We start from the raw sequence: 20,500 nt of genomic DNA on the forward strand, positions 1-20,500 counted from the left end.
GGAGCGCCAACGAACGCTGCACGCCGGGATCAGGGGGGGCAACGCCGATGCTGCGGCAGATGGTCGATCCCAGGCCTGCGACAGCTTGGCGTTGTGCCCAGCAGCGGAACTATCCCCAGGGGATAGCTCTACTGGCGGCCATGGGCATCTAGTTTCACCGCCTTGCATGCCGACTCACTTGCTGGCGAGCAGATTGCGTAGCCGCTCGATGTGCTGCTTGGCGACTTCTGGCGGCACTGGCTTACCCTGCGGCTGAGGTGGCGGTGCTGGTGGTGGTCGCTCGTTTGGCGGGACGGATGCCGATGGCGCGTCTTTCTTGGCCCAGGCATTGAACTCGCCATGGATGGCGCGCTGAATGATGCCGAACAGATACCCCGCAGGATTGCGGATGCCATGACTGCTGCATCGTGTGGCCCATTCGTCCAGCACGGCCTGTCTCAGCGCGGCATCAACCTGCTGCAATGCCACCCTGGCACCTGTCTGCTGCTCTGCCTTCAGTTCCGTGAAGCGCTTGGGCCATTGCAGATCGCCCAGCGCGCGCGCCTGCGCGGTAGTACGTACTTCATTAATACGACTACTACGTACTATACGGGCCATCTTCGGATTCCGAAGAGAGGCGTTTAGCACGGGTTTCGCCCCTGCTTCGGATTCCGAAGATGGGTCATCCGCATTCCGAAGAAGGCTCGATGCTCCTTCTTCGGAATCGTGGGCGGCGTCCTCCTGTGGATAACTTGCGGCGGCCGTGATGCCTTGGCTGGCGAGGCGTTCTGCCAGAACCTGCAGCCGCGACGGCAATGTGCGCCCGGAGAGCAGCGGATCTTCCGCGATCTCCTTAAGGGTGTTCAGGCCGACCATCTGGACGGCCTTGGCCGAATGGCCGAGGGACTGGCTGACCAGTGCCAGGTAGTCGGCGTCGAGCTGCATGGCCTCGAAGGGCGTCAGCGGTTCATCGTGCAGAACGTAGAGGTTGCCGAGGATGCGGCCGGTCTTGGGGTCACGCCGTCGCCGCACCAGGCTCAACCATCGGGTGAGGCGCAACAGCGTCAACGCTCGGGCCACGGTTTCATGCGAGGCCTGCCCGGCGCATGGCATCGATGCCAGCCAGGGTCGAAGCTGCTCATACGTCGGGAAGGCTGTCACGCCATCGTCGTTGAGCATCAGCCGGAACACCTGCCAGGCGTTGCGCTCCAGCGGCGTCAGGCGACGGTCGAGGAACAGTCGCCGCGGCACGGTCTCATGCCGGTTGCCGCTGAAGAGGAAGGCATCGCCGGACGTGGCGGGCGTCGGCGCAGGCATAGGTGCTGGCGCACTGGGCTTGGGCACGAGGTCTTTCAAGGCGGCGTCGAACAGGTCCGCGAGTGCGACGGGGCCACGGCGTGGTGCGGTGTCGTCCACGGCCATGGCTCAACCCAATCCTTGATCGACCCAGCTCTTGATCGAGGCCCAGACCACCGACAGAGGCAGCGACATGGCTTCGGCCAAGTCCATGGCGGCGTCGAGAATGGAGGTTTCGTCTTCGAGATCGACATTCCTGCTGCCGGTCACGGCCTTCCATTGCCGCCACAGATCCGTGTCCTGTTTCTCGTCCAGCACGGGGTGGCGGCCCTTGCGCTTGGGCAGGCCGAGGATTTCGCGGCGAAGCGCCACCTCCTGGTGGGTCAGGCCATAGAACCGACTGACCATCTCGGTGCTCGCACCCAGCCTGAGCATGCGATCGACCGTGGCGATTTCCTTCTCCACGTCCTGCGCCTGCTTGAGTAGTCGCCGGAGCACTTCGCGGTTCACCGTCACCGAGCACCAGGAGACGTTGGCGTTGGCGAGCACGCTGATCAGCGCGGGATGCTTGAGGGCGTCCAGTTCTTCCTCACCAAACCCCATCAGTTTGCACCGGCGCAGTTGCCCATTGCGCAGGTCATAGAGGGCCTGGGCGATGACGGCCTGGTTGAGTGGGTGTGGTGCGGACATGCTGGCCTCCCTCGCTCACGTTCCAAGGTCCGCAGCGCCGGCTTCAAGATCGAGCAGGCGCCGGGCCAGCCGCAGCAGCCGGAACAGCTTGACCAGCGCGGTGTCGCTCAATCGCTGGGCCGCATCACCCTGGCCGTGCAGCAACGCCGGCAGGTCGATGACGATTTGCCCGTCGTGCAGACCGACGTCGGCGGGCCGCTGACCGGCCAGGCACGCCAACAATGCGAGGACGGAACGGCCCAGCGGCGCCGGACTTTGGGTGCGGGCCCGGCAGGCGAAACCGATACCCTCTGCACGGTCATCAATGCACTCGTCCAGGTCTGCCTCGCTCGCGATTTCGCGGGCGAACTGTGCGATGTGGATGCGCAAGCGCTCGGCAGTATCCAAGCCGGGATCGATGTACCAGACATCGGAGATCGGATAGAGCCCGCCAGCCTGCACGGGGATGGACTGCAAGACGCTCGCCGAGAAGTCGGGAGGCAGCGCATCGCCCAACTGATCGGCGACCATGCGCTGGATGGACTGGAGCCGTTCGGTCGTCGGTGCTGGCGAGACGATGTGTTCCCGAAGCAGATCGCTCCCCGCCGCAGGGCTGGCCGGACCCGCCTGACTGGTATCCGTGTCGCTCTCGCGCGTCGAAGGCGTTGCCGCAGGTTGGCCTGCAGGCGGCGCTGCCGATGCAGCCCCTGCGGTGGGTGGCGCGGTGTTGGCAGGTGGGCGCGCGATGGTTTCCGACTCAGGCTCCGGCAACGCAGGCGGCGTCGAGGGCGGCGTTGGGTCGCTGATCAAGGCGCGCTGCCGGCTCTCGGATTCGGTCATGTCCAGGGCGAGCACGTCGTAATTGACACCCAGCAACTCGGCCATCTGGCCGATCAGCTCGTCCTGTACGCGCTGCGCGGAGAACTCGTCGGCCTGGACGTCGAATTGCGACAGCGCTTCCTGGAAAAATTCGTGGAAGTCCTGAACCAGGGAGCGGCCCTTGGCGTAGCGCTCCCACGCGAGCATGCAGGCTTTGCGCATGACCGACAGGCGTTCGACCTGATGGCGACCGAGGCCGCCATAGAGCACGGTGGGGATCGCGGGCAGGAGATACTGCACCGCGTCGTTCATGCGGCTGATGTGCGACTGTTGTACCGGGAAGCCATCGGCAGCGAGGCGGCGGGCCAGCTCGGACTGGCTCAAGGTAGTGCCACTTTCTTGCTCGTAGAACTCGCGTGCCTTCTCGACGCCGAGGGCGCGCTCGATGAACGTGAGGCCCCCGCGTAATTCGTTCTCGGCCAGGTGGCCGGTCAGCATGACGACTTCGCCGCGGCTGGGCCACGGCCGGAACAGGCACGATATACGGAAAAACCGCTCGTCCTTGGTCTCTGACCATAGTTCGCGCAGGATCGCCAGCCGCGTATTTCCGCCGTTGCGGATGATGTAGTGATCCTCACCTGGTCGGCGAGTGATGGCCGGCGCCGCGTCCAGACCTCGCTCGCGGATGGACGCCTTGATTTCCTCGTAGGCCGGGTTGCGTTTTTTCCTGGGATCGTGGTCGTAGGGGCGCAACTGATCTAGGGTCACGACCATGGGTGTGTCGGCGATCGGGTCGCTCAAGGTCGAGGCTGACGGGCCGCTGCGCTCGAACCCGGCCGCGAGCAGCTTGCCAGCCATCTGCTGGGAGGTGACCTCAGCCATGGCCGCCTCCCTGCGCTTGGTATCGGGCCTCGCGCTCGGCGCGGCGGATTTGCGCACGGGCATTCAGGGTCGCCCGGTGGTCGCTGGCCGTCGAGCTGGTGTAGATCGCGGCGCAGCCAGGCTTGGTGAACTTGAGGTGGCCGCCAGGCGTGCGTTTGACGTGCCAACCTTCGCCAACCGCGAACTCGATCAGGGCGCGAAGCCGCTTGTGGCCTCGGGCAAGCTCATGTGCGTTCGCCATGGGACCTCCCGGCATCAAGAGGGTGTGGCGGACGGCCGGACACCATGGCAAATCGGTGCCGCCATTGCGGAAATAGTTCGTCTGCGAGGCCGCGCATGGTGTCGAGCGCGGCGGGGGCGACTCTGCTCGGCGGCTGGCGGTATTCGACCCGATGCACTGGCAATCCGCGCGTAGCTGCACGCGGATACGCCTCGATGGCCGGCACGTCGGTGGCCAGCACGCGGATGCCGGCATGGTCCTGGAAAAGATCGCGCAGGGCCTGCTGGATCAGCCGTGCATTGGCTGACACAGGGTGGACGCGATTGATGAGCAGATGCAGAGGTGGAGGCTCGATGCCCAGGTGCCGGTAGGGCGCAATGTCTTCGAGCAACTGCATGGTGCCGCGCCGCAGCTCGCGCGCCGCGAGGATTTCCGGGGTCACGGGCGACAGCGCGAGGTTGGAGGCGAGTACCGCCATCTCCAGCAGCACCGATCGCGCGCCTTGGGTGTCGATCAGTACCAGGTCATAGAGAGGCGCCAGGACCGGCAAGAGATGGCGCAACCGCAGGCGCCCATCCGGCGCGTGCAGCAGCAAGGTGTTCAGCTCGCCTCGGTGGTCGTTGGAGAGCACCAAGTCCAGGCCCGCGACGATCGTGCGGGACACAAGCAACCCGAGGTCGCGCTCGTTGAAGGCCAGCAACTCGTAGATGCCACCAGGTGCGCGGTGGCCTAGCTCGTAGTACGAGGACAAGGTGGGCTGCACGTCGAGGTCGAGCAGTAGCACACGCAGCCCCGCGTCGGCGGCAAGCCCGCCGAGGTTCGCGGCCGTGGTGGTCTTGCCGACGCCACCTTTTGTTGAAATGATGGATACGACCTGCATGGCGTTCTCCGTGTGAGGATGGGAAGTCCGCTGGAGAACGGGTCAGGCCCGGTTGTTGACGCGCTCGGCGATCCACTGATCGATCTCGATGGAGTCCCAGCCGACCGCGCGCACGCCCAGGCGCAGCGCCTTCGGGAACAGGCCTTTGCGCATCAGGTTGTAGATGTGGGCGCGTTTGAAACCCGACTTGGTTTCGACTTCATCAAGCCGCAGGATGCGGCGCTCGCTTGCGGGCAGTGCAGGTGTTTGCGACATGGCGGTCACTCCTGAACGCTCAGTGGCGTTTGTTGGCGTGACCTCCATTCAATAGACATGGATGGGAAAAGACATTGCAAATGCAATCTCCGCGATTGCACATACAAGATGGAAAACCTCAGACTGTCGCGCTACGCAGCCGGCGTCTGGCCGTGGCGAACTTGCCGTTTAGCGTCCGCTCCGCGATCCCCATTGCGCCGCTGTGATGGGCGACCAATGCACTAACCACCGCCTCCTGAGTCTTGAAGCTGGAGTACGGCACGCCCGAAGGCGACTGGCCGAGCATCAGGTCCAGCATGCTGCCGATAATGTTCAGGTAGGTGGCTTCGGCGCGATCACTGATCAGGCACTGTGCGCCAGCAGAGGGCGCCATCTGCTTGAGAAGCGCCCCGTGCTTTTCCTGCAACTCATGCAGTTGGCGTTTGTACTGGTCCAAGGTGGACTTCAGGGCCAGGCGCTCGACTAGCATCGCCTGCCCAGTTTCCAGCGAGATGAAGGGATGGGCGATGCGCTCGCTTCGGGAGAAGAGGAAGCCCGGTCGTTGCTCGGGATAGTGTTGTCGCATCCAGCGCTTCAGATCGACGTGACGCACCGTCAGATCAGGGGAGTCGATCAGCGTGGAATCGCGCGTCGTGATGCCGTTCTGCCCGAAGGGCAGTTCTCCATTGAGGATGCCGTCGAAGATACGTTCGGTGCAAAGCCTCAGCTCGGCACAACGTGGGCAGTCCAACGACTGCGGCAGGCGCCTTGGCGACGAAATCGAAGCCAGGATCACCTGCTCGTATCGCAGCAGCCCGGCCCAGCGGATGGACGCTTCGATCGGGCGATAGAACACCTTTGATGTTGGTGCATCATTCTTGTTCTCGTGCATGCTCCGTCTCCTTCCAGGAGAAGAACTACATGACCGACTCCTTTGTCACCGACCTCATGGTCGGCCTGTCGTCTGTGCAGGAAGTGGGCACCTAAGGCCGCTTCGTCATGTGGTTTGAATACTTCTCACCAGTTCGCGCAACTGGTAGTCGTCGTGTGCTCGATGTGCAAAAATTCATCGATTAGAAGGTCGAGCATCGGGACGTAGGCTCGACAGTGACGCTCACGCTATCAGGGTCGTGAGAAGTTACGGTTTCTGCAAAACCGTCTAGGTATGACCTGATATGCCAGCGGTCTCAGGAGGCGTGAGGGGGCCGCAATCGTCGTCGAATGTCCAGCCGGACGCAGCAAACCCGCATCTGTCATGCTTGCCCCGTCATCCTGATATATCGACAAAGAATCGTGTGCGGAAACGCGGTGGCCAGCGTGCGCGTTCTTTCAAAGGAGCTTGAGCAGAAGGTCGCCTGTGAGTTGTGGTGCAGGCGTTCCCAGGTGGAATCCGACCTGTGCCATCACCAGAACCATCTGCCTGATCGTCTTCGCGATGATGGATGCGGGGCAGACAACCGGGCGTGGATGATGAGTTCGAGGCAGTCGCCTACGACGATGTACCGATCGTGGGTCTGGTGTACTGAGTGCAGCTCTTTGGACGTCTGTGGAACTCTTTGGACGAATTTGTTGCCGAGGACGAAAAACAAGGCTACAATTGAGGTCTTCGCTGGCCAGCCCAACGAAGAAAGTGTTTGGGAAACAACGACTTACTGTCCTAGTACACGTCTCGTTTCCCGCTCCAGCTTGCGACGCACGCACCGCTAGCCGGACGGTGCGTCCGGGCCGCGGCCGCGGAAGGCCGAATCGATCGAATCGTGCGTCATGACGTCCGCGAAGCCGTCGAACGAGCCGTGCCCGACGAGACGCGTCGCCGCGCGGACGAACCCGGTCCACGCCGTGCGGGCGAGCGCTCCGCCGATGCTGACGCGTCGCACGCCGAGATCCTCCAGTTCGCGCAATGAAAGCCCGATCCCCGCGCCGGCGAGTACGTTGACCGGCTTCGGTGCGACGGCCGCGACGATCGCGGCGATGTCGCCGCGGTCGCGCACGCCCGGTGCGTACAGGCAATCGGCGCCCGCGTCCGCATAGGCGACCAGGCGCTCGATCGTGTCCGCCAGGTCCGGGTGGCCGACCAGGAAATTTTCCGCGCGGCCGACCAGCACGACGTCGGCGCCTTCCGCATCGAGCGCTGCGCGCGCGGCCCGCAGCCGCTCGACCGCGGCGCGCAGGCCCATCCGGGGCGAGGCGGGAATGCCGGTCGAATCCTCGAGCGACAGGCCGGCGATGCCGGTCCGCGCCGCCAGCCGCACGTTGTCGTGCACGGCATCCGGGTCGGCCCCGAAACCGCGCTCGAAATCGGCGTTGACGGGAACGTCGGTCGCATCGACGATCGCGCGCAGGTGCGCGAGCGCTTCGGCGCAGGTCACGCCGCCGTCGGGACGCCCGAGCGACCAGGCCAGGCCCGAGCTCGTCGTCGCGAGCGCGACGGCGCCCAGCCGCTGCAACCACAGCGCGCTGCCGACGTCCCAAGGGTTCGGCAGCAGGAAACAGCCGGTTTCATGAAGCTTGCGGAAGGCACGCCGTTTCGCGGCGATGCCGGGACGAGGCGATGGCATGGGCATGTCCTGACTCGGGGTTGGGGAACGCCTCTTCGGCGGTTAGGAGGGGGAAGATGCTGCGACCCGGCCATTGGGCAGGGTCCATGCGCCAATGGGCGTTGCCCGTCCGGCGCGCGTGGGCGTGTGGCCGCACGCGCTCAATCGATGCTGTTCCGGTACTGGATGAACCCCGCGTTGGTCGCGACCTGGTCGTACAGTGCGCGGGCGGTCGTGTTGGTTTCGTGCGTGTGCCAGTACACGCGGTCCGCGCCGGCTGCACGCGCGTGCGCGCCGACGGCCTCGATCAGCGCGCGCCCGACGCCGCGGCCGCGCCCGTCGGGCACGGTGAAGAGATCCTGCAGATAGCAGTACGGTCCGACCGTCCAGCAGGAGCGGTGGTAGAGCGCATGCGCGATGCCGAGCAGCCGGCCGGTGCCGTCGAAGGCGCCCAGGGCCACCATGGGCTCGGCCGGATCCGTCAGCCGCGCCCAGGTCGTGGCGAACATCGCGTCGTCGAGGCGGGTGTCGTAGAACGCGAGGTAGTCCCGCCACAGCGGGCGCCAGGCATCCTCGTCGCCGGCGGCGAGCGGCCGGACCGCGATCGTGGGGCGCTTGGCGGCGCGCTTGTCGTGCATTTCGCGGACCTGGTCCGCGCGTATCGCGGCGAGCGAGCGGCGTTGCGCGCCGTGCGCGTCGAAGTTGCCGGGGGCGAGCCACGCCTCGAAAGCCGCGGCCAGCACCGCCCAATCGCGATCGACGATCGAGAACCAGGCGGTATCGCGGCTGCGTCCCTTGTAGACCATCGCCTGCCGGAACGTGCCCTCGTAGCGGAAACCGAGCCGCAACGCGGTCCTGCGCGACGGCGCGTTCAGCGCGTCGCACTTCCATTCGTAGCGACGGTAGCCGAGCGTGCCGAACACGTACTTCATGAGCAGGTACTGGGCTTCGGTCGATATCGGCGTGCGCTGCAGCGCGCGGGAGAAGGCGACGTAGCCGACCTCGGCCACGCCGTTGGCCGCATCGATCCGCATCAGCGCGAACGTGCCGAGCGCGCGCCCGCTGGCCCGGTCGACCACCGCGTAGTGCAGCGGATCCGTGCTCGCGACCGCAGCTCGCGCATGGGACAGGTAGCTTTGCAGATCCTCGAACGGGCCGATCGACATGTAGGTCCAGTCGCGGCCGTCCGGGGCGGCGGCGTAGGCGGCATGCAGTTCGGCCGCATGGCGCTCCACGTCGAGGGGCTCGATCCGGCCGTAGTGGCCGCTGAGCGTTACCCGCTCGGGGCATGGGCGCGCGCTCCAGCCGGGAACCGGCAGCCCGACGGGCTGGCCATGGGCGTTGGCAGTGTGGGACAAGGTCGCTCTCGCTTCGGTAGGGACCGGCGGCATGCCGGTGCAAGGGATCGTAGGTACCCGGAGGTACCATGGAAAGATCCACCCGGCCCGATTTCCATGGTGCCAGTCCATGACCGCCAAGCCTGCCTTGCCATTGCCGCCGCTCGATGCCCCGTTGACGCGCACGCGCGGCGCTCCGCCGCTGCAACGGCAACTGTTGCGGCGCCTGCGCGACGCGATGCTCGAAGGCGCGTTGCCGGCCGGCAGCCTGCTGCCCGGCACGCGCGCGCTCGCGGACGCGCTCGGGGTCTCGCGCAACACGGTCACGGCCGTCTACGAACAACTGGTCGCCGAGGGTTTCCTGCGTTCGGACCGGCTGGGTACGCGTGTCGTCGACCTGGTACGGCCGGCGCGGGCGAAGAAGGCCGTGGCGGCACCCAAGGTCGCGCGCCGCATCGCGGACCTGCGTCCCGCCGCGCCCGTGCACGACGGCGGCCATTTCCGGCCGGGCGTGCCTGCGCTGGCGCAATTCCCGGCCGCCGCGTGGCGGCATGCGCTCGACCGGGCAGGGCGGCGCTCGGGTGCCGGCGCGTTCGGCTACGGCGATCCGTTCGGCGAGCCCGTCCTGCGTGCCGCGATCGCGCGGCACCTCGCGGTCACCCGCGGCGTGCATTGCGAGCCCGCGCGGATCGTCATCACCGACGGCGCGCAAGGCGCGATCGCGTTGTGCGTGCAGTTGCTGACCGATCCCGGGGATGTCGCCTGGATCGAGGAGCCGGGGTACCGCGGTGCGCGGGCGGCGATGCGCGCCGGCGATCTCGAGGTCGTGCCGGTACGGGTGGATGCGGAAGGATTGCGCGTCGAGGCCGGGGATTGGCGGGGACGTCCGCCGCGGATCGTCTACACGACCCCGTCGAACCAGTATCCCACCGGCGCGGTGCTGTCGGTCGCGCGGCGGCTGGCGCTGCTCGATGCCGCGCAGCGCCATGGCGCATGGGTGATCGAGGACGACTACGACAGCGAGTTCCGCCATGCCGGCGAGCCGATCGGCGCGATGCAGGGCCTAGTCGCGAACGCACCGGTGCTGTACGTCGGTTCGTTCAGCAAGACCATGCTCCCGGCGCTCCGGCTCGGCTTCGTCGTGTTGCCGGAGGCGTTGGTGCCCGTCGTCGCCGATGCGCTGGGCGAATTGCTGCGCGGGGTCCCGCGGCATACGCAACTCGCGCTCGCGGACTTCATCGAAAGCGGCGAGTACGCACGGCATCTCGGCCGGATGCGGCGGTTGTACCGAGGGCGGCGGCGGGCGCTGCTCGAAGCGCTAGGGCGCTTCGACATCGCGCACCGGGTCGAGGGCGGGCCATGCGGGCTTCACCTGACGCTGCGGCTGCCCGGTCGTTGCCCGGACCGCGCGCTGGCCGCGGCGGCCAGCGCGCATGGGATCGGGGCGGCCGCACTGTCGGCGTTCGCGATGCGGCCGGTGCCTTCCGACAACGGCCTGGTGCTCGGCTACGGGAACACGCCGGAGCACCTGTACGAGCCGCTCGTGCGCAGGCTTGCAGGGCTCGCGCGCGGGATCGAACGAGGTTGAGCGCGTGGCACGAACGCTTGCCGGGCCGGTCGCGGCATCGCTCCGCGGCGCATGGCCTTCATGCGCGCATCCCATGCAGGATCCAAGGGAATTCAGCTACTTACGAAGCTTCCGGTGGCCTGCCGCCGGGCCATCCCCGCAGGTGCGCCGGCCTGCTTTCGAGTGTGAAGAAGGGCTGGCACGAACCGGAATGTCCCTGTACAATGCGCAGCTCAACGCGGGAATAGCTCAGTTGGTAGAGCGCAACCTTGCCAAGGTTGAGGTCGCGAGTTCGAGTCTCGTTTCCCGCTCCAATTTTGGATCTATGGACCTCTACGGACGTCTGTAAATCCCTGAAAAAAGAGGCGAAGGCCTCTTTTTTCGTTCCAGCGACATCTACTGAAATCCAGCTACAGCCACGACGTTTAAGGCCATTTTTGAGGCCATCTTTACGGAAGCGGTGAAGCCGGATTGTTGCTGGGGGAGCGCGTTCGACGGGAACAGCATCGAGCACCTGACTCACGTTCAGGAGCTTGAGCATGGCACTCTCAGATCTCGTCGTCCGGCAGGCGAAGGCTACCGGCAAAGACTATTCCCTCCCTGACTTCGACGGCCTCGGGCTGTTCGTGTCCGACACCGGCTGCAAGGCGTGGCATTTCCGCTACTACTGGGCCTCCAAGCAAAAGCGCATGTCGCTGGGCACCTATCCCGAGGTCAGCCTTCGGGAGGCCCGCGAGGAGCGCGACAAGGCCCGCGCCCTGCTGGCCAAGGGCATCAACCCCAAGGTCGATCGCAAGCGCAAGCGTCAGGCCGTCCGCCTGGCCGACGAAAACAGCTTCAAGGCGGTCTACCTCCGCTGGCTCGAACAGCGCACGCTGGAACTCAAGGAGGGACGCAACAGCACCCTGTCGCAGATCCAGCGCATCTTTAAGAAGGACGTGCTGCCTCGGCTCGGCATCATGACGATGACCGACGTGCGCAGCACGGATCTGGAGGAAGTGCTGAAGAAGATCGAGGAACGCGATGCGCTGACAACGGCCGAGAAGGTGCGCACCTGGCTCAACCAGTTGTTCCGCTACGCCAAGGTGAAGGTTCCGGGCTTGGAGAACAATCCGGCCACCGATCTGGATGTGGTGGCCAAGCCCAAGCCGCCGGTCGTGAACAATCCCTATCTCCGGCTGCCGGAAATCCCTGATCTGCTCCACAGGCTGCGTCGCTACCGTGGCCAGCTCATCACCCAACTCGGCATCCGGCTGTTGTTCCTGACGGGCGTGCGGACCGGGGAACTGCGGTTCGCCGAGCCGGCCCAGTTTCACCTGGACCAGGGCCTGTGGATCATCCCGCCCGAAGTCGTCAAGCAGTTGCAGGACGACATGCGCAAGCACAACAAGCGCCCGCAGGACATCCCGCCCTACATCGTGCCCTTGTCCGCCCAGGCCATCGAGATCGCCCGCTTCCTGCTGGAACTGGTCAAGCCCGCCCAGAAGCACCTGCTTGCCCACCGCAGCGACCTGAAGAAGCCGATCAGCGAGAACACCCTCAACAGCGCCCTGACGCGCATGGGCTACAAGGACCTGCTGACCGGCCACGGCATCCGCGGGACGATCTCCACGGCGCTCAACGAAATCGGCTACCCGAAGCTCTGGGTGGACGCCCAGCTTTCGCACTCGGACCCCAACCGGGTCAGCGCTGCCTACAACCATGCCCTGTACGTTGAGCCGCGCCGGCGCATGATGCAGGACTGGGCTGACCGGCTGGACCTGCTGGAACAGGGGCATGTCGAGGCCGCCAGCACACACCTGAAGATCCATATCGAAGGCGTGCCCACGGTCGTCGGCGGCGAGGCGGACTCGATGCTGGTTTTGCCGGAGGCCGCAGGGGACGTCACGACCTCGGCGATGGTGTCGCCCACCATGGTTGGAGCGAACGCCAGCGGCCCGGTGTTCGAGCGGCTGTCGCCGTTGCCGCCCCTGCGTGAGCCGGAGCCGGAGGAAGAACCAGCCATCTCGGACATCCAACGCGAGCGTCAGGAAATGCTGAGCATCTACGAAGCGCCGGACAAGCTGCCGGTTCCGGTGTTCGCCAAGCTGGCTGGCAGGTCCAAGGACCAGATCAACCGCGAGATCAAGGCCGGCAAGTTACTCTCGCTGAGCCTGGGCAACCGCGGGCAACGCATCCCCGACTGGCAGCTCGATCCCGTCAAGCAGAAGCTGGCTTGGGAAGCGATTCGGTCTGTGGAGGACGGCGGCCCGGATATGTGGCGGCTCTATCGTGTACTGGTCGCGCCGCAGGAGCGGCTGGGCGGTCGCTCCCCGATCGAAGCGGTGACGCCTGGCACGCTTCAGGAAGCGGCTCGCGTAGTTCGCGAGGCAGTCTGCTACCAATGATCCTGTCGGGTTCAGTGGTCTGCGGCCGTGATCTTCGCTGCGCGCTCCGCGAAACGGTCTGCGGCCGGCTCTTGCTTGGAGCCGGCCCGCAGCAACTGTACCCTGACGGAATGAGGCCCGCCAGCCAAAGGGCGACAGACGATGCCCCAGCCGTGCGCCTGCGAAATGCGCGAGCGCGGTGCTACACCGATACCGTAGCCTGCGGCGACCAGGGCTGCCATCAACTCGAACGAAGAGGCATCCTGGAGTGGGCAGTCCAACTGCCTCAGTAGGTCATCGCTCAGTGCAATGCAGGCCTGGATCAGGGGATAGAGCTGAAGTGCTTCCGATGGAATAGCCGCATGCACGAGCAGGGGCGACCGCGAAGGAACAGCGATGCCCAATTCTTCGTTCCAGAGCGGTTGGCTGCGTAGAGATGGTTCCGCTGACGTCGTCCATGTGATGCCGAAGTCGTAGCGACCGCTGCCCAGTCCATGGAGAAGGTCCTCGGGGGGCGCTTCCTCCAGCAGCACCTGCGTTTCAGGTTCTTCTGCGCGTTGCAGCGCGAGCAGGTTCGCCAGCAGCGGGGACAGCGCGCCGGGCGAGGCTGCGAGCTTCAGCGTTATAGACCGTTGGGAGGTGCTCATGGCCCCCTCCAGGGAAGGAGTGTTAGATGCGTAAAAACAGGCAAATATCATAGCAAGAGTTAAAGTTAACGTGGTTTAATTTACCCAGATATTCGACGCTTTTGCTAATGCAAAAGCGCTCAGTCCAACGAGGCCGTCCAGCCGGCACACCCACCTACGAAGCTGAACCTGCAATGGCCTTCGGCCATGCCGTTCGTGCTGCCCGGCTGGAACAAGGCATTGCTCAGGATGTGTTCGCCGTCCGGGCTGGGATCGAGCGTTCTCACTTGGGCAAGATTGAGCGCGGAGAGCACATGCCAACCTTGGCGATGATCCTGAGAATCGCTGGGGCTTTGGATAAAAGCGCGGCCGATCTGATGGCTGCTACGGAAAGCAACCTTCGTTCCGGAGAGAAGCCGTGAACGGTCTCCGAGGCTTAGAGTCGCTAACAAAACTCCGGAAGATTCCGTAGGCAGATGATCGAGCAGGCAAGCGACAGCCACGCCAGATGGATGTCGACGCGCCGCTCGAAGCGGATGCGCAGCTTGCCCATTCCGGCGAACCAGGCATGCGTGCGCTCGACCACCCAGCGATGCCGCCCCAATCGGTCGTTGCGCTCTATCCCCTTGCGAGCGATGCGGGGGGTGATGCCCCGTTGCTTGAGATGCGCGCGGCAGCGATCGATATCGTAGGCCTTGTCGGCGTGCAACTTGCCTGGCAAACGCCGTGGACGCCCGGGCTTGCCGGCGATCGGCGGCAAGGCATCGACCAGTGCCTCGAAGACCACCGAGTCGTGCCGGTTGGCTCCGGTCACACAGAACGCCAAGGGAACGCCGTTGCGATCGACGATCAGATGCCGCTTGCTGCCGAGCTTGCCGCGATCGGTCGGGTTCGGCCCGGTGTACGCGCCCCCCGGGGGGAAGCCACACTGGCCGCATCCAGGCCGGCTCGGCTCAGGTCCAGCCTGTCGGCCCGCCGCAGTTCGGCCAGCAGGGTCTGATGCAGGCGATGCCAGACGCCTGCGGCCTGCCAGTCGCGCAACCGGCGCCAACAGGTCATGCCGCTGCCGTAGCCAAGTTCCAGAGGCAATTCTTCCCATGGGATGCCGGTACGCAGGACATAGACGATGCCGTTGAGGGCTTGCTGGTCGCTGACGCGCGGCCGCCCGCCCTTGGGCGAAGGCTTTACTGACGGGATCAGCGGTTCGATGCGCTTCCACAGCGCGGCGGGGATCTCTTTGCGACGGGGCATGCCGGCAATTTTGCCACCTGCGAACCAGCGTTCAAGTCAGTTTTGTTAGCGGCTCTTAGTCGTCGGCGGGGGCGTGCAAGCGTGCCAGGAATCGCCCCAATGGAAAGGATGGGCTTTCGCTGTCGGGCCTGAGTAGATAGGTCGTGATGATGGCGGACTCGACTGCTAAGGGGCGAATCACGATGTTCGGGAGGCGGCAGGTCGCCACCCGGACCGAAGAAGTAAAGCCGATGCCGTAGCCTGCGGCGACGAGGGTAAGCATTACATCCAGCGAGGTTGCGTGTTCGATGACGTTCGGTTGATGTTCTTGCGTGCACAGCAGGCGGGTCAGTTCCCTGAAGTATCCCTCGCATATTTGCGGATCGCACATGACCAAGGGAAACCGCGCCAGTTCATTGAGCGGTACTTCCTTGTGGATGAGCAACGGATGACGGGCCGGGAGTGCCGCCACGATGGGCGTTCGCCAGATGGCTTCAGCAACGATACCGCTGCCAGTGTTGTCGGCATGCGCGAAACCGATGTTGAAGTCGCCCGACCGCAATCCACGCAGTTGTTCGGGGAACGGGACCTCGGAGAGTCGAATCTCGATCTCCGGTTCTTCTTCGCGGCAACGCGCCAGGAACTCGGAAAGGCGTGGATCAATTGCGCCATCGGATACCGCAATTCGCAGGCTGCCACGATACCCAGCGGAAACGGCTTTGACGTTCTCGCGAGCCTGATCCAGTGTGGTGAACAGACGGCGCACGTCTTGCAGAAAGACTGCGCCGGCACGGGTTAGACGAGTTCCGCGACGGTCACGGTCAAATAGCAGCATGCCTAAATCGTCTTCCAGTTCCTTGATGGTTCTGGAAAGCGGCGATTGGTCAATGTGAAGGCGCTCGGCGGCTCGTGTGAAGTGCAGTTCTTCTGCCAGGACTATAAAGCAGCGGAGGTGTCGCAACTCCATCAACATAGCTCCCTGGCGACCTAGAGCAGGGCTGGTATGGCGATCAGACGAATGACAATACGTCCTGCACAGGCTTGCGCGGCTTCTGCGGCCAGTTCGCTGGCCCTGGATATCCCACTGTCACCAGCATTACAGGAACTTCGGTGGCGGCGAGTCCAAACGCTTCGGACACTCCAACGGGGTCAAATCCAATCATCGGCGCTGATACCAAGCCCTTCCCCTTTGCTGCCAGCATCAGCGTCATCGCTGCGAGGGAACCCGAGCGGATAGCTTCGTCACGTTGAAGTACCTGGTTATTCTGGTAGTTGCCTTGCGCGGCCACAATCCAGGCGTTATAGGTAGCTTCGTCGATGATGCCTGTTTCAAACGTTGGCAATAGCGAAGCGGGTAGCGTCGTGTGAGGTTCCAACGTCCCACATATGATGAATGTCACGGCAGCATCGACTACTTTCTGTTGATCGAAAGCCAGTGGCAGGAGTCGTGCCTTTGCTTCTTTGCTACGTACCGCGATGAATTTCCAGTTTTGAAAATTAAAGGCGGTAGGGGCGCGTGTTGCAAGGAAGATTAACTCCGAAATATCCGCCTCAGACAAGTCGCGTGACGTATCGTAGCTGTTTGCAGATGTGCGGGAGTTGATAAGATCCGAAATTGACATGAGCTATTGCCTTTAGGAAGACTGCCTGGATAAGAGGTTGCTTTAATCGTAGCGCTTCCCTTTGGGGTGATATACGAGGTCACGGTATTCACTCAGTTGAAATAAATTCCACTATGCGCTATGGACGAGTTGCTATTCTTGTATAGGCAAATGAGAACTCTACTAACGAAGGCGAGGGCTGAGATTTTTACGTGTAGGCATTGCATTGCCGCGCTTCTCTCTAGGACTATCTGATGGTTGAGTTGAAGCAATTGCGCAAGTTCGTCGTGGTGGTTGAGCTACGCAACTTCACTCGTGCGGCGGAGTCACTTCACATTGCTCAGCCGGCCCTGAGTAGGCAGATCGCTCGCTTGGAAGAGCAGCTTGGCGCTCAGTTGATCGATCGGCGCGCGCGTCCTTTCATGCTGACAGATGCAGGACGCCGCTTCTACGAGGATGCGCTGGCTGTGCTGGATCGCGTGGAGCGAATGCAGGCCACTGCTAGAAAACTCGGGGCGGGACGCAAGCGCACCCTGACCATCGCATTCTCGCCCACCATCGTCTACGGTGGCATTTCCCATGTGATGAAGCACCTTGCCGAGGCGCTGCCTGACGTTGATATCCGCTGGCGGGAGATGATGTCGGGAGATCAAGACGACGCTCTGCGGAAGGGGGTGATCGATATCGGCTTCAGCCGATCTCGCTATCTCGAACCTGACATTGTGCAGATCCCGATGCGTGACGAACGACTGTTCGTCGCCATACCCCCTGACGATGTACTGGCCTTGAGTGAAGGGTCAATTGGAATTGCCGATCTCGACGACAGGGAAGTCATCGTCTATCCGAGCGGCCACAAGGCGGGCTTTGCCGACCAGACCATCGCTTGGCTTCGCGCCTCCGCGAGTCGGCCGTCAGAGATCAGGGAAGTCAGCGAGATCGACACTGCACTGGCGTTCGTCGCGGCGGGCCTCGGATTCTGCTTGGTCCCAGCTAACTCGCGGCACTTGCGATCCGATATCGCGTATCGCCTTATCGAGGATGCCAATGTGACGATTCCGGTACTCATGTGTCACCGCGCGCAGGAAGACCGCGGGCTGATTGAATCGGTCAAGGCTGTTGTCCGCAAGTTCGCGGACGATGATCCGGCGTCCTTGGATGCCAAGCACAACCGATTCCATGATTTCTGATCGCTGGCTGCAGTGCCGTAGCAGTGGCGCGGTAACGCAACGGAACAATGACTCCGCGTCTCGACTTACGCGCCGCTTGGAGACGATAGCATCTGTGGCATGCCAGAGCCGTCGCCGCCCAACATCCCGAACTCTGCCGGCAGAATCATGTAGAACACCTGTACTTTCTCTTGCGTGAGATGAGAAAAAAGCCGCTTGGCTTCTTCGTCGTTGACAACGAGCGTGACTTGAACCGGCTGATCCGACAAGTCGAACATGTTGATCGCGTGAGTCTTTCCGTCGTGTCCCAGCCCTTCGATGGCTCCAGACAATGTCGCCCCGCGGATGCCCTGCTGTTTAGCCTGCTCGACCAGCCATTGAGCGAGAGGCGTCGAACCATGTGTGCGATCTTGCTGAGTGAAGAAGGTAATCTGATAACCTTGCATCGCAATCCCCTGAGGTGTTGACGTTCTGAATATTGGCTTCACGATGAAGCCTCGGATGGTTCAGTGCTTGCGTCCTTTGCCGTCACGTCGATGTTCGGACGCACGGACATGCCGACCCGCAAAAGACTGGTGTTCTTCTGGCCTGGTTCGAGGCGGATGCGTACGGGCAGACGCTGCACGATCTTGGTGAAATTGCCAGTGGCATTTTGGGACGGTACGGGTGAGAAGCTCACTCCGCTGGCTGGCCCCAGGCTCTCGACGTGCCCCTTGAAATGTTCTCCGGGTAGCGCGTCGACGGTGATGTCCACCGGCTGGCCTATCCGCACACGTGCAAGTTGCGTCTCGCGGAAATTGGCTTCCACGTACAAAGCATCCAGAGGAACCAAGGTCAACAACGGTTCGCCCACGCGGGCATAGCCGCCCAACCTGGCCCGGCGTTGAGCGACGACGCCACCAATGGGTGCATGTACACTGGCGTAAGACAGGTTCAACTCGGCATCCGCTTTAGCGGCCTTTGCTTTTTCCAACTCGGCACGCAGGATGGCAACCTGTTGTTCGGCCGAACGCAGTCCAGCCCGATCACGTTCGCGTGCGGCGCGTTGAACATCCCATTCCGCTTCGGCCTGTTGCTGAGCCTGGACCGTGCCGGATCCATCGCGTGCCAGATTGGCGAAGCGTTTCCGATTGGTTTCGGCAAGCTTCAAGTTGGCCGTGGAGGCGGCGACTGCTGCGCGGGCTTGCGCGATGCTGCTCTGCTGGCGGTCCAGTTGTGCCTCCAGGCTATCGACGGTGGCCTTGGCAGTATCGACGGCAATGCGAAGTTCCCGGTCATCAATGCTGACCAGCAGGGTGCCGGCCTGCACGAGTTGGTGGTCTTCGACCCCCACACGCGTGATGACGCCAGCCACCTGTGGAGCGACCATCGTGGAGTCCGCCTGTAGATAGGCGTCATCGGTACTTTGTTCGGAGGCGTTGGATTCGGACCGATTGAGGACGACCAGGGCGACGAGTAGAACGATGAGCGCAATCGTGCCCACGGTGATGCGAAAGCGAAGGTTGGTAGCCATGAAATACTGTTTACCGATGGTAGAAGGTCAAGGTGTGGTGCTTGCCGGTACGGCAGATGACGCGACTGAAGTGGGCTGCGTCATGGGCGCAGGGATGTAGGTGAGCGTCAGGACCAGCGGGATCAGCAGCAGGGCCAACAGGCCGAATGTTCGGTAGACATCCGCTGCGGCCAGGACGCTGGCTTGCTGGGCGATGCTCCCGGCCAGGGTGTCCAGTCCAAAGTCGGACGGCGATAGGCGAGGTAGCACTCTTCCCGCACGATCAACCAGCATCTCGCTGTGGAAGTGGCCGCGCACGGTCGTGAGCTGGCCGATGAGCGCGCCGCCCAACACCGAACTGAACGCACGCAAGGTGTTGACGACGCTGGCGACAAAGGGGCCGTCCATGGGCTGGACGACACTCGTGGCCAGGAACAGCAGCGAGACGATCGCCATCGGCTGGCCGATGGTGTACAGGATTTCTGCGGGAACAAATTGCGCCACCATCCATTCGCTGGTGATGCCGCTGGCCAGCCAGCAGGCCGCTGCGATGAAAGCCAGTCCCGTAGCGAAGACGTAGCGGGCGTCGACCCAGCGTTGATAGAGCAGCAGCGCGACACAGAAGCCGAGCACCAGCTGCGGCAATCCGACGATCAGGCCAAGCGTGGCGCTCTGCTCCAGGCGGAAGCCCTGCAACTGCCCCAGCACGTTGGCCGGCAAGGTGACGGCCGTGGCCACGATCATCAACAGGCACACGAACACGCTGAAGCCCAGGCCAAGATTCCGGCGGCCGAGCAACTGCAGCCGCAGGAAGGGGGTAGGGTGTCGCCAATCGGTGACCAGGAACAGCCCGGTCAACACGGTCCCCGTCATCAGCGACGCCACGATCAGTGGCGAGTTGAACCAGTCCAGGCGCACGCCCTGATCCACCCCGACCACCAGCAGGGCCAGACCCGGGATTCCCAGTGCCATGCCCAACCAGTTGCCTTGCTTCAGGCGCGACAGCGCCATGGGCACCTTCGGCACGCCCCAGGCCATCATCGCCATCGCCAGCAATCCCGGCGGGATCGCCTGCCAGTAGGCCCAGCGCCAGTCTGCCATCCGGTCCACGCACAACGTCGCCAACCAGAGTGCGACGTTTGGCGAAAAGGTGGCGGTCAGCGCATAGAGTGCCAGGCCGTGCAGGCGGATAGGCAACGGAAGGAAGCTCAATGCCGCCACCATGAGCATCGGGATCAGCGCACCGGAAAACAGCCCTTGAAGCGCGCGCAACGCCAGCAGGAGATGCAGATCCCGCACGAAAGGCATGATGGCCGCCAAGGTCAGCGCGGCCGTCAGCGACGCCAGGTGGAAGCGGCGTAGCGAGAAGGTGATGGCAAGCCAGGTCGCAAACGGCATGGCCGCCAGCTCCCCGGCCGAGTAGGCAGTGGTCAGCCAGGACGCATCGTCACGCGCAAAGCCCAGAGCTCCCTGCACGTCGCTCAGCACCAGCCCGGGAACGCGGCTGTTCAGGCCGGCCACCATCGCCGCCAGCAACACGCCGAGCAGGCCGCAAGCCAGGCGTGGGCCGAATGCCGGCATAGGCGGTTTTCCAGGCGG

The 20,500-nt window shown here is 63.7% G+C and carries 20 protein-coding genes and 1 tRNA gene; 5 read left to right on the plus strand and 16 right to left on the minus strand.

Translation table 11 applies throughout. The features are described 5' to 3' along the window. Positions 1-174: 174 nt before the first annotated feature. From FD678_RS06925 to FD678_RS20735, 9 genes are all read right to left on the minus strand, one after another. On the minus strand, positions 175-1,401 hold the full coding sequence (locus tag FD678_RS06925) for an STY4528 family pathogenicity island replication protein (protein WP_033972345.1): 1,227 nt from the start codon (positions 1,399-1,401) through the stop codon (positions 175-177). A 3-nt stretch (positions 1,402-1,404) separates the two neighbouring features. Next, positions 1,405-1,965, minus strand: coding sequence for a DUF2857 domain-containing protein (locus tag FD678_RS06930; protein WP_033972344.1), 561 nt, complete (start codon positions 1,963-1,965; stop codon positions 1,405-1,407). Between the two features lie 15 nt (positions 1,966-1,980). Next, positions 1,981-3,645, minus strand: coding sequence for a ParB family protein (locus FD678_RS06935; protein ID WP_033972343.1), 1,665 nt, complete (start codon positions 3,643-3,645; stop codon positions 1,981-1,983). Next, positions 3,638-3,886, minus strand: a complete 249-nt coding sequence (locus FD678_RS06940; RefSeq protein WP_019726333.1) for a hypothetical protein — start codon at positions 3,884-3,886, stop codon at positions 3,638-3,640. Before FD678_RS06940 ends, FD678_RS06935 begins: the two co-directional genes overlap by 8 nt. Beyond that, on the minus strand, positions 3,870-4,745 hold the full coding sequence (locus tag FD678_RS06945; protein ID WP_033972342.1) for a ParA family protein: 876 nt from the start codon (positions 4,743-4,745) through the stop codon (positions 3,870-3,872). Before FD678_RS06945 ends, FD678_RS06940 begins: the two co-directional genes overlap by 17 nt. A 42-nt stretch (positions 4,746-4,787) precedes the next feature. Next, a complete protein-coding gene (locus tag FD678_RS06950; RefSeq protein WP_009459729.1) occupies positions 4,788-5,000 on the minus strand; it encodes an AlpA family transcriptional regulator in 213 nt (70 codons plus the stop codon). Positions 5,001-5,118: 118 nt separating this feature from the next. After that, entirely contained in the window at positions 5,119-5,871 is a 753-nt protein-coding gene (locus tag FD678_RS06955) for a hypothetical protein (protein WP_033972340.1), read from the minus strand. An 811-nt stretch (positions 5,872-6,682) separates the two neighbouring features. Next, positions 6,683-7,537, minus strand: a complete 855-nt coding sequence (locus FD678_RS06960) for an isocitrate lyase/PEP mutase family protein (RefSeq protein ID WP_218569556.1) — start codon at positions 7,535-7,537, stop codon at positions 6,683-6,685. Positions 7,538-7,677: 140 nt separating this feature from the next. Further along, positions 7,678-8,874, minus strand: coding sequence for a GNAT family N-acetyltransferase (locus FD678_RS20735; protein WP_305955972.1), 1,197 nt, complete (start codon positions 8,872-8,874; stop codon positions 7,678-7,680). A 109-nt stretch (positions 8,875-8,983) separates the two neighbouring features. Between FD678_RS20735 and pdxR the strand changes: the two genes are divergently transcribed. From pdxR to FD678_RS06980, 3 genes are all read left to right on the plus strand, one after another. Continuing rightward, positions 8,984-10,441 carry a MocR-like pyridoxine biosynthesis transcription factor PdxR gene (gene pdxR / locus FD678_RS06970; RefSeq protein WP_140720602.1) on the plus strand — a complete coding sequence of 486 codons (1,458 nt, stop codon included), beginning with the start codon at positions 8,984-8,986 and terminating at the stop codon, positions 10,439-10,441. A 217-nt stretch (positions 10,442-10,658) separates the two neighbouring features. Further along, positions 10,659-10,734: transfer RNA gene (locus tag FD678_RS06975), tRNA-Gly, on the plus strand. A gap of 225 nt (positions 10,735-10,959) precedes the next feature. Next, the gene (locus FD678_RS06980) at positions 10,960-12,807 is read left to right on the plus strand and encodes a tyrosine-type recombinase/integrase (protein WP_140720605.1); all 1,848 of its coding nucleotides are present in this window, start codon (positions 10,960-10,962) and stop codon (positions 12,805-12,807) included. An 11-nt stretch (positions 12,808-12,818) separates the two neighbouring features. Here FD678_RS06980 and FD678_RS06985 read toward each other — a convergent pair whose 3' ends face one another. Then, a complete protein-coding gene (locus tag FD678_RS06985) occupies positions 12,819-13,433 on the minus strand; it encodes a substrate-binding domain-containing protein (protein ID WP_177497610.1) in 615 nt (204 codons plus the stop codon). Positions 13,434-13,540: 107 nt separating this feature from the next. Here FD678_RS06985 and FD678_RS06990 point away from each other — a divergent pair, with 107 nt between their 5' ends. After that, positions 13,541-13,834: a helix-turn-helix domain-containing protein gene (locus FD678_RS06990; RefSeq protein ID WP_140720609.1), complete on the plus strand. Its 294-nt coding sequence runs from the start codon at positions 13,541-13,543 to the stop codon at positions 13,832-13,834. A gap of 23 nt (positions 13,835-13,857) precedes the next feature. Here the strand turns inward: FD678_RS06990 and FD678_RS06995 are convergent. The 3 genes from FD678_RS06995 to FD678_RS07005 form a co-directional block, all read right to left on the minus strand. Further along, a protein-coding gene (locus tag FD678_RS06995; protein WP_140720611.1) for an IS5 family transposase occupies positions 13,858-14,663 on the minus strand; the annotation gives its coding sequence in 2 pieces (ribosomal slippage) (positions 13,858-14,333 and positions 14,333-14,663; 807 coding nt in all). Between the two features lie 55 nt (positions 14,664-14,718). Continuing rightward, complete coding sequence (locus FD678_RS07000) at positions 14,719-15,609, minus strand: LysR family transcriptional regulator (protein WP_140720613.1); 891 nt, start codon at positions 15,607-15,609, stop codon at positions 14,719-14,721. Positions 15,610-15,652: 43 nt separating this feature from the next. Continuing rightward, positions 15,653-16,264, minus strand: a complete 612-nt coding sequence (locus FD678_RS07005; protein ID WP_140720616.1) for a nitroreductase family protein — start codon at positions 16,262-16,264, stop codon at positions 15,653-15,655. 233 nt (positions 16,265-16,497) lie between these two features. Between FD678_RS07005 and FD678_RS07010 the strand changes: the two genes are divergently transcribed. Further along, positions 16,498-17,430 carry a LysR family transcriptional regulator gene (locus FD678_RS07010; RefSeq protein WP_140720619.1) on the plus strand — a complete coding sequence of 311 codons (933 nt, stop codon included), beginning with the start codon at positions 16,498-16,500 and terminating at the stop codon, positions 17,428-17,430. 65 nt (positions 17,431-17,495) lie between these two features. On the opposite strand, the gene FD678_RS07015 is transcribed toward FD678_RS07010, so the two are convergent. Genes FD678_RS07015 through FD678_RS07025 form a run of 3 tightly spaced genes read right to left on the minus strand, consistent with a single transcriptional unit; the run spans position 17,496 to position 20,482 of the window. Continuing rightward, complete coding sequence (locus FD678_RS07015; protein ID WP_140720621.1) at positions 17,496-17,855, minus strand: DUF190 domain-containing protein; 360 nt, start codon at positions 17,853-17,855, stop codon at positions 17,496-17,498. Between the two features lie 38 nt (positions 17,856-17,893). Continuing rightward, complete coding sequence (locus FD678_RS07020) at positions 17,894-18,922, minus strand: HlyD family secretion protein (RefSeq protein WP_140720623.1); 1,029 nt, start codon at positions 18,920-18,922, stop codon at positions 17,894-17,896. A 27-nt stretch (positions 18,923-18,949) separates the two neighbouring features. Next, on the minus strand, positions 18,950-20,482 hold the full coding sequence (locus tag FD678_RS07025; protein WP_218569557.1) for an MFS transporter: 1,533 nt from the start codon (positions 20,480-20,482) through the stop codon (positions 18,950-18,952). Between the last annotated feature and the right edge of the window lie 18 nt (positions 20,483-20,500).

The organism is Pseudomonas sp. Hp2 (genome assembly GCF_006386585.1).
GTDB lineage: Bacteria > Pseudomonadota > Gammaproteobacteria > Xanthomonadales > Xanthomonadaceae > Pseudomonas_S > Pseudomonas_S boreopolis.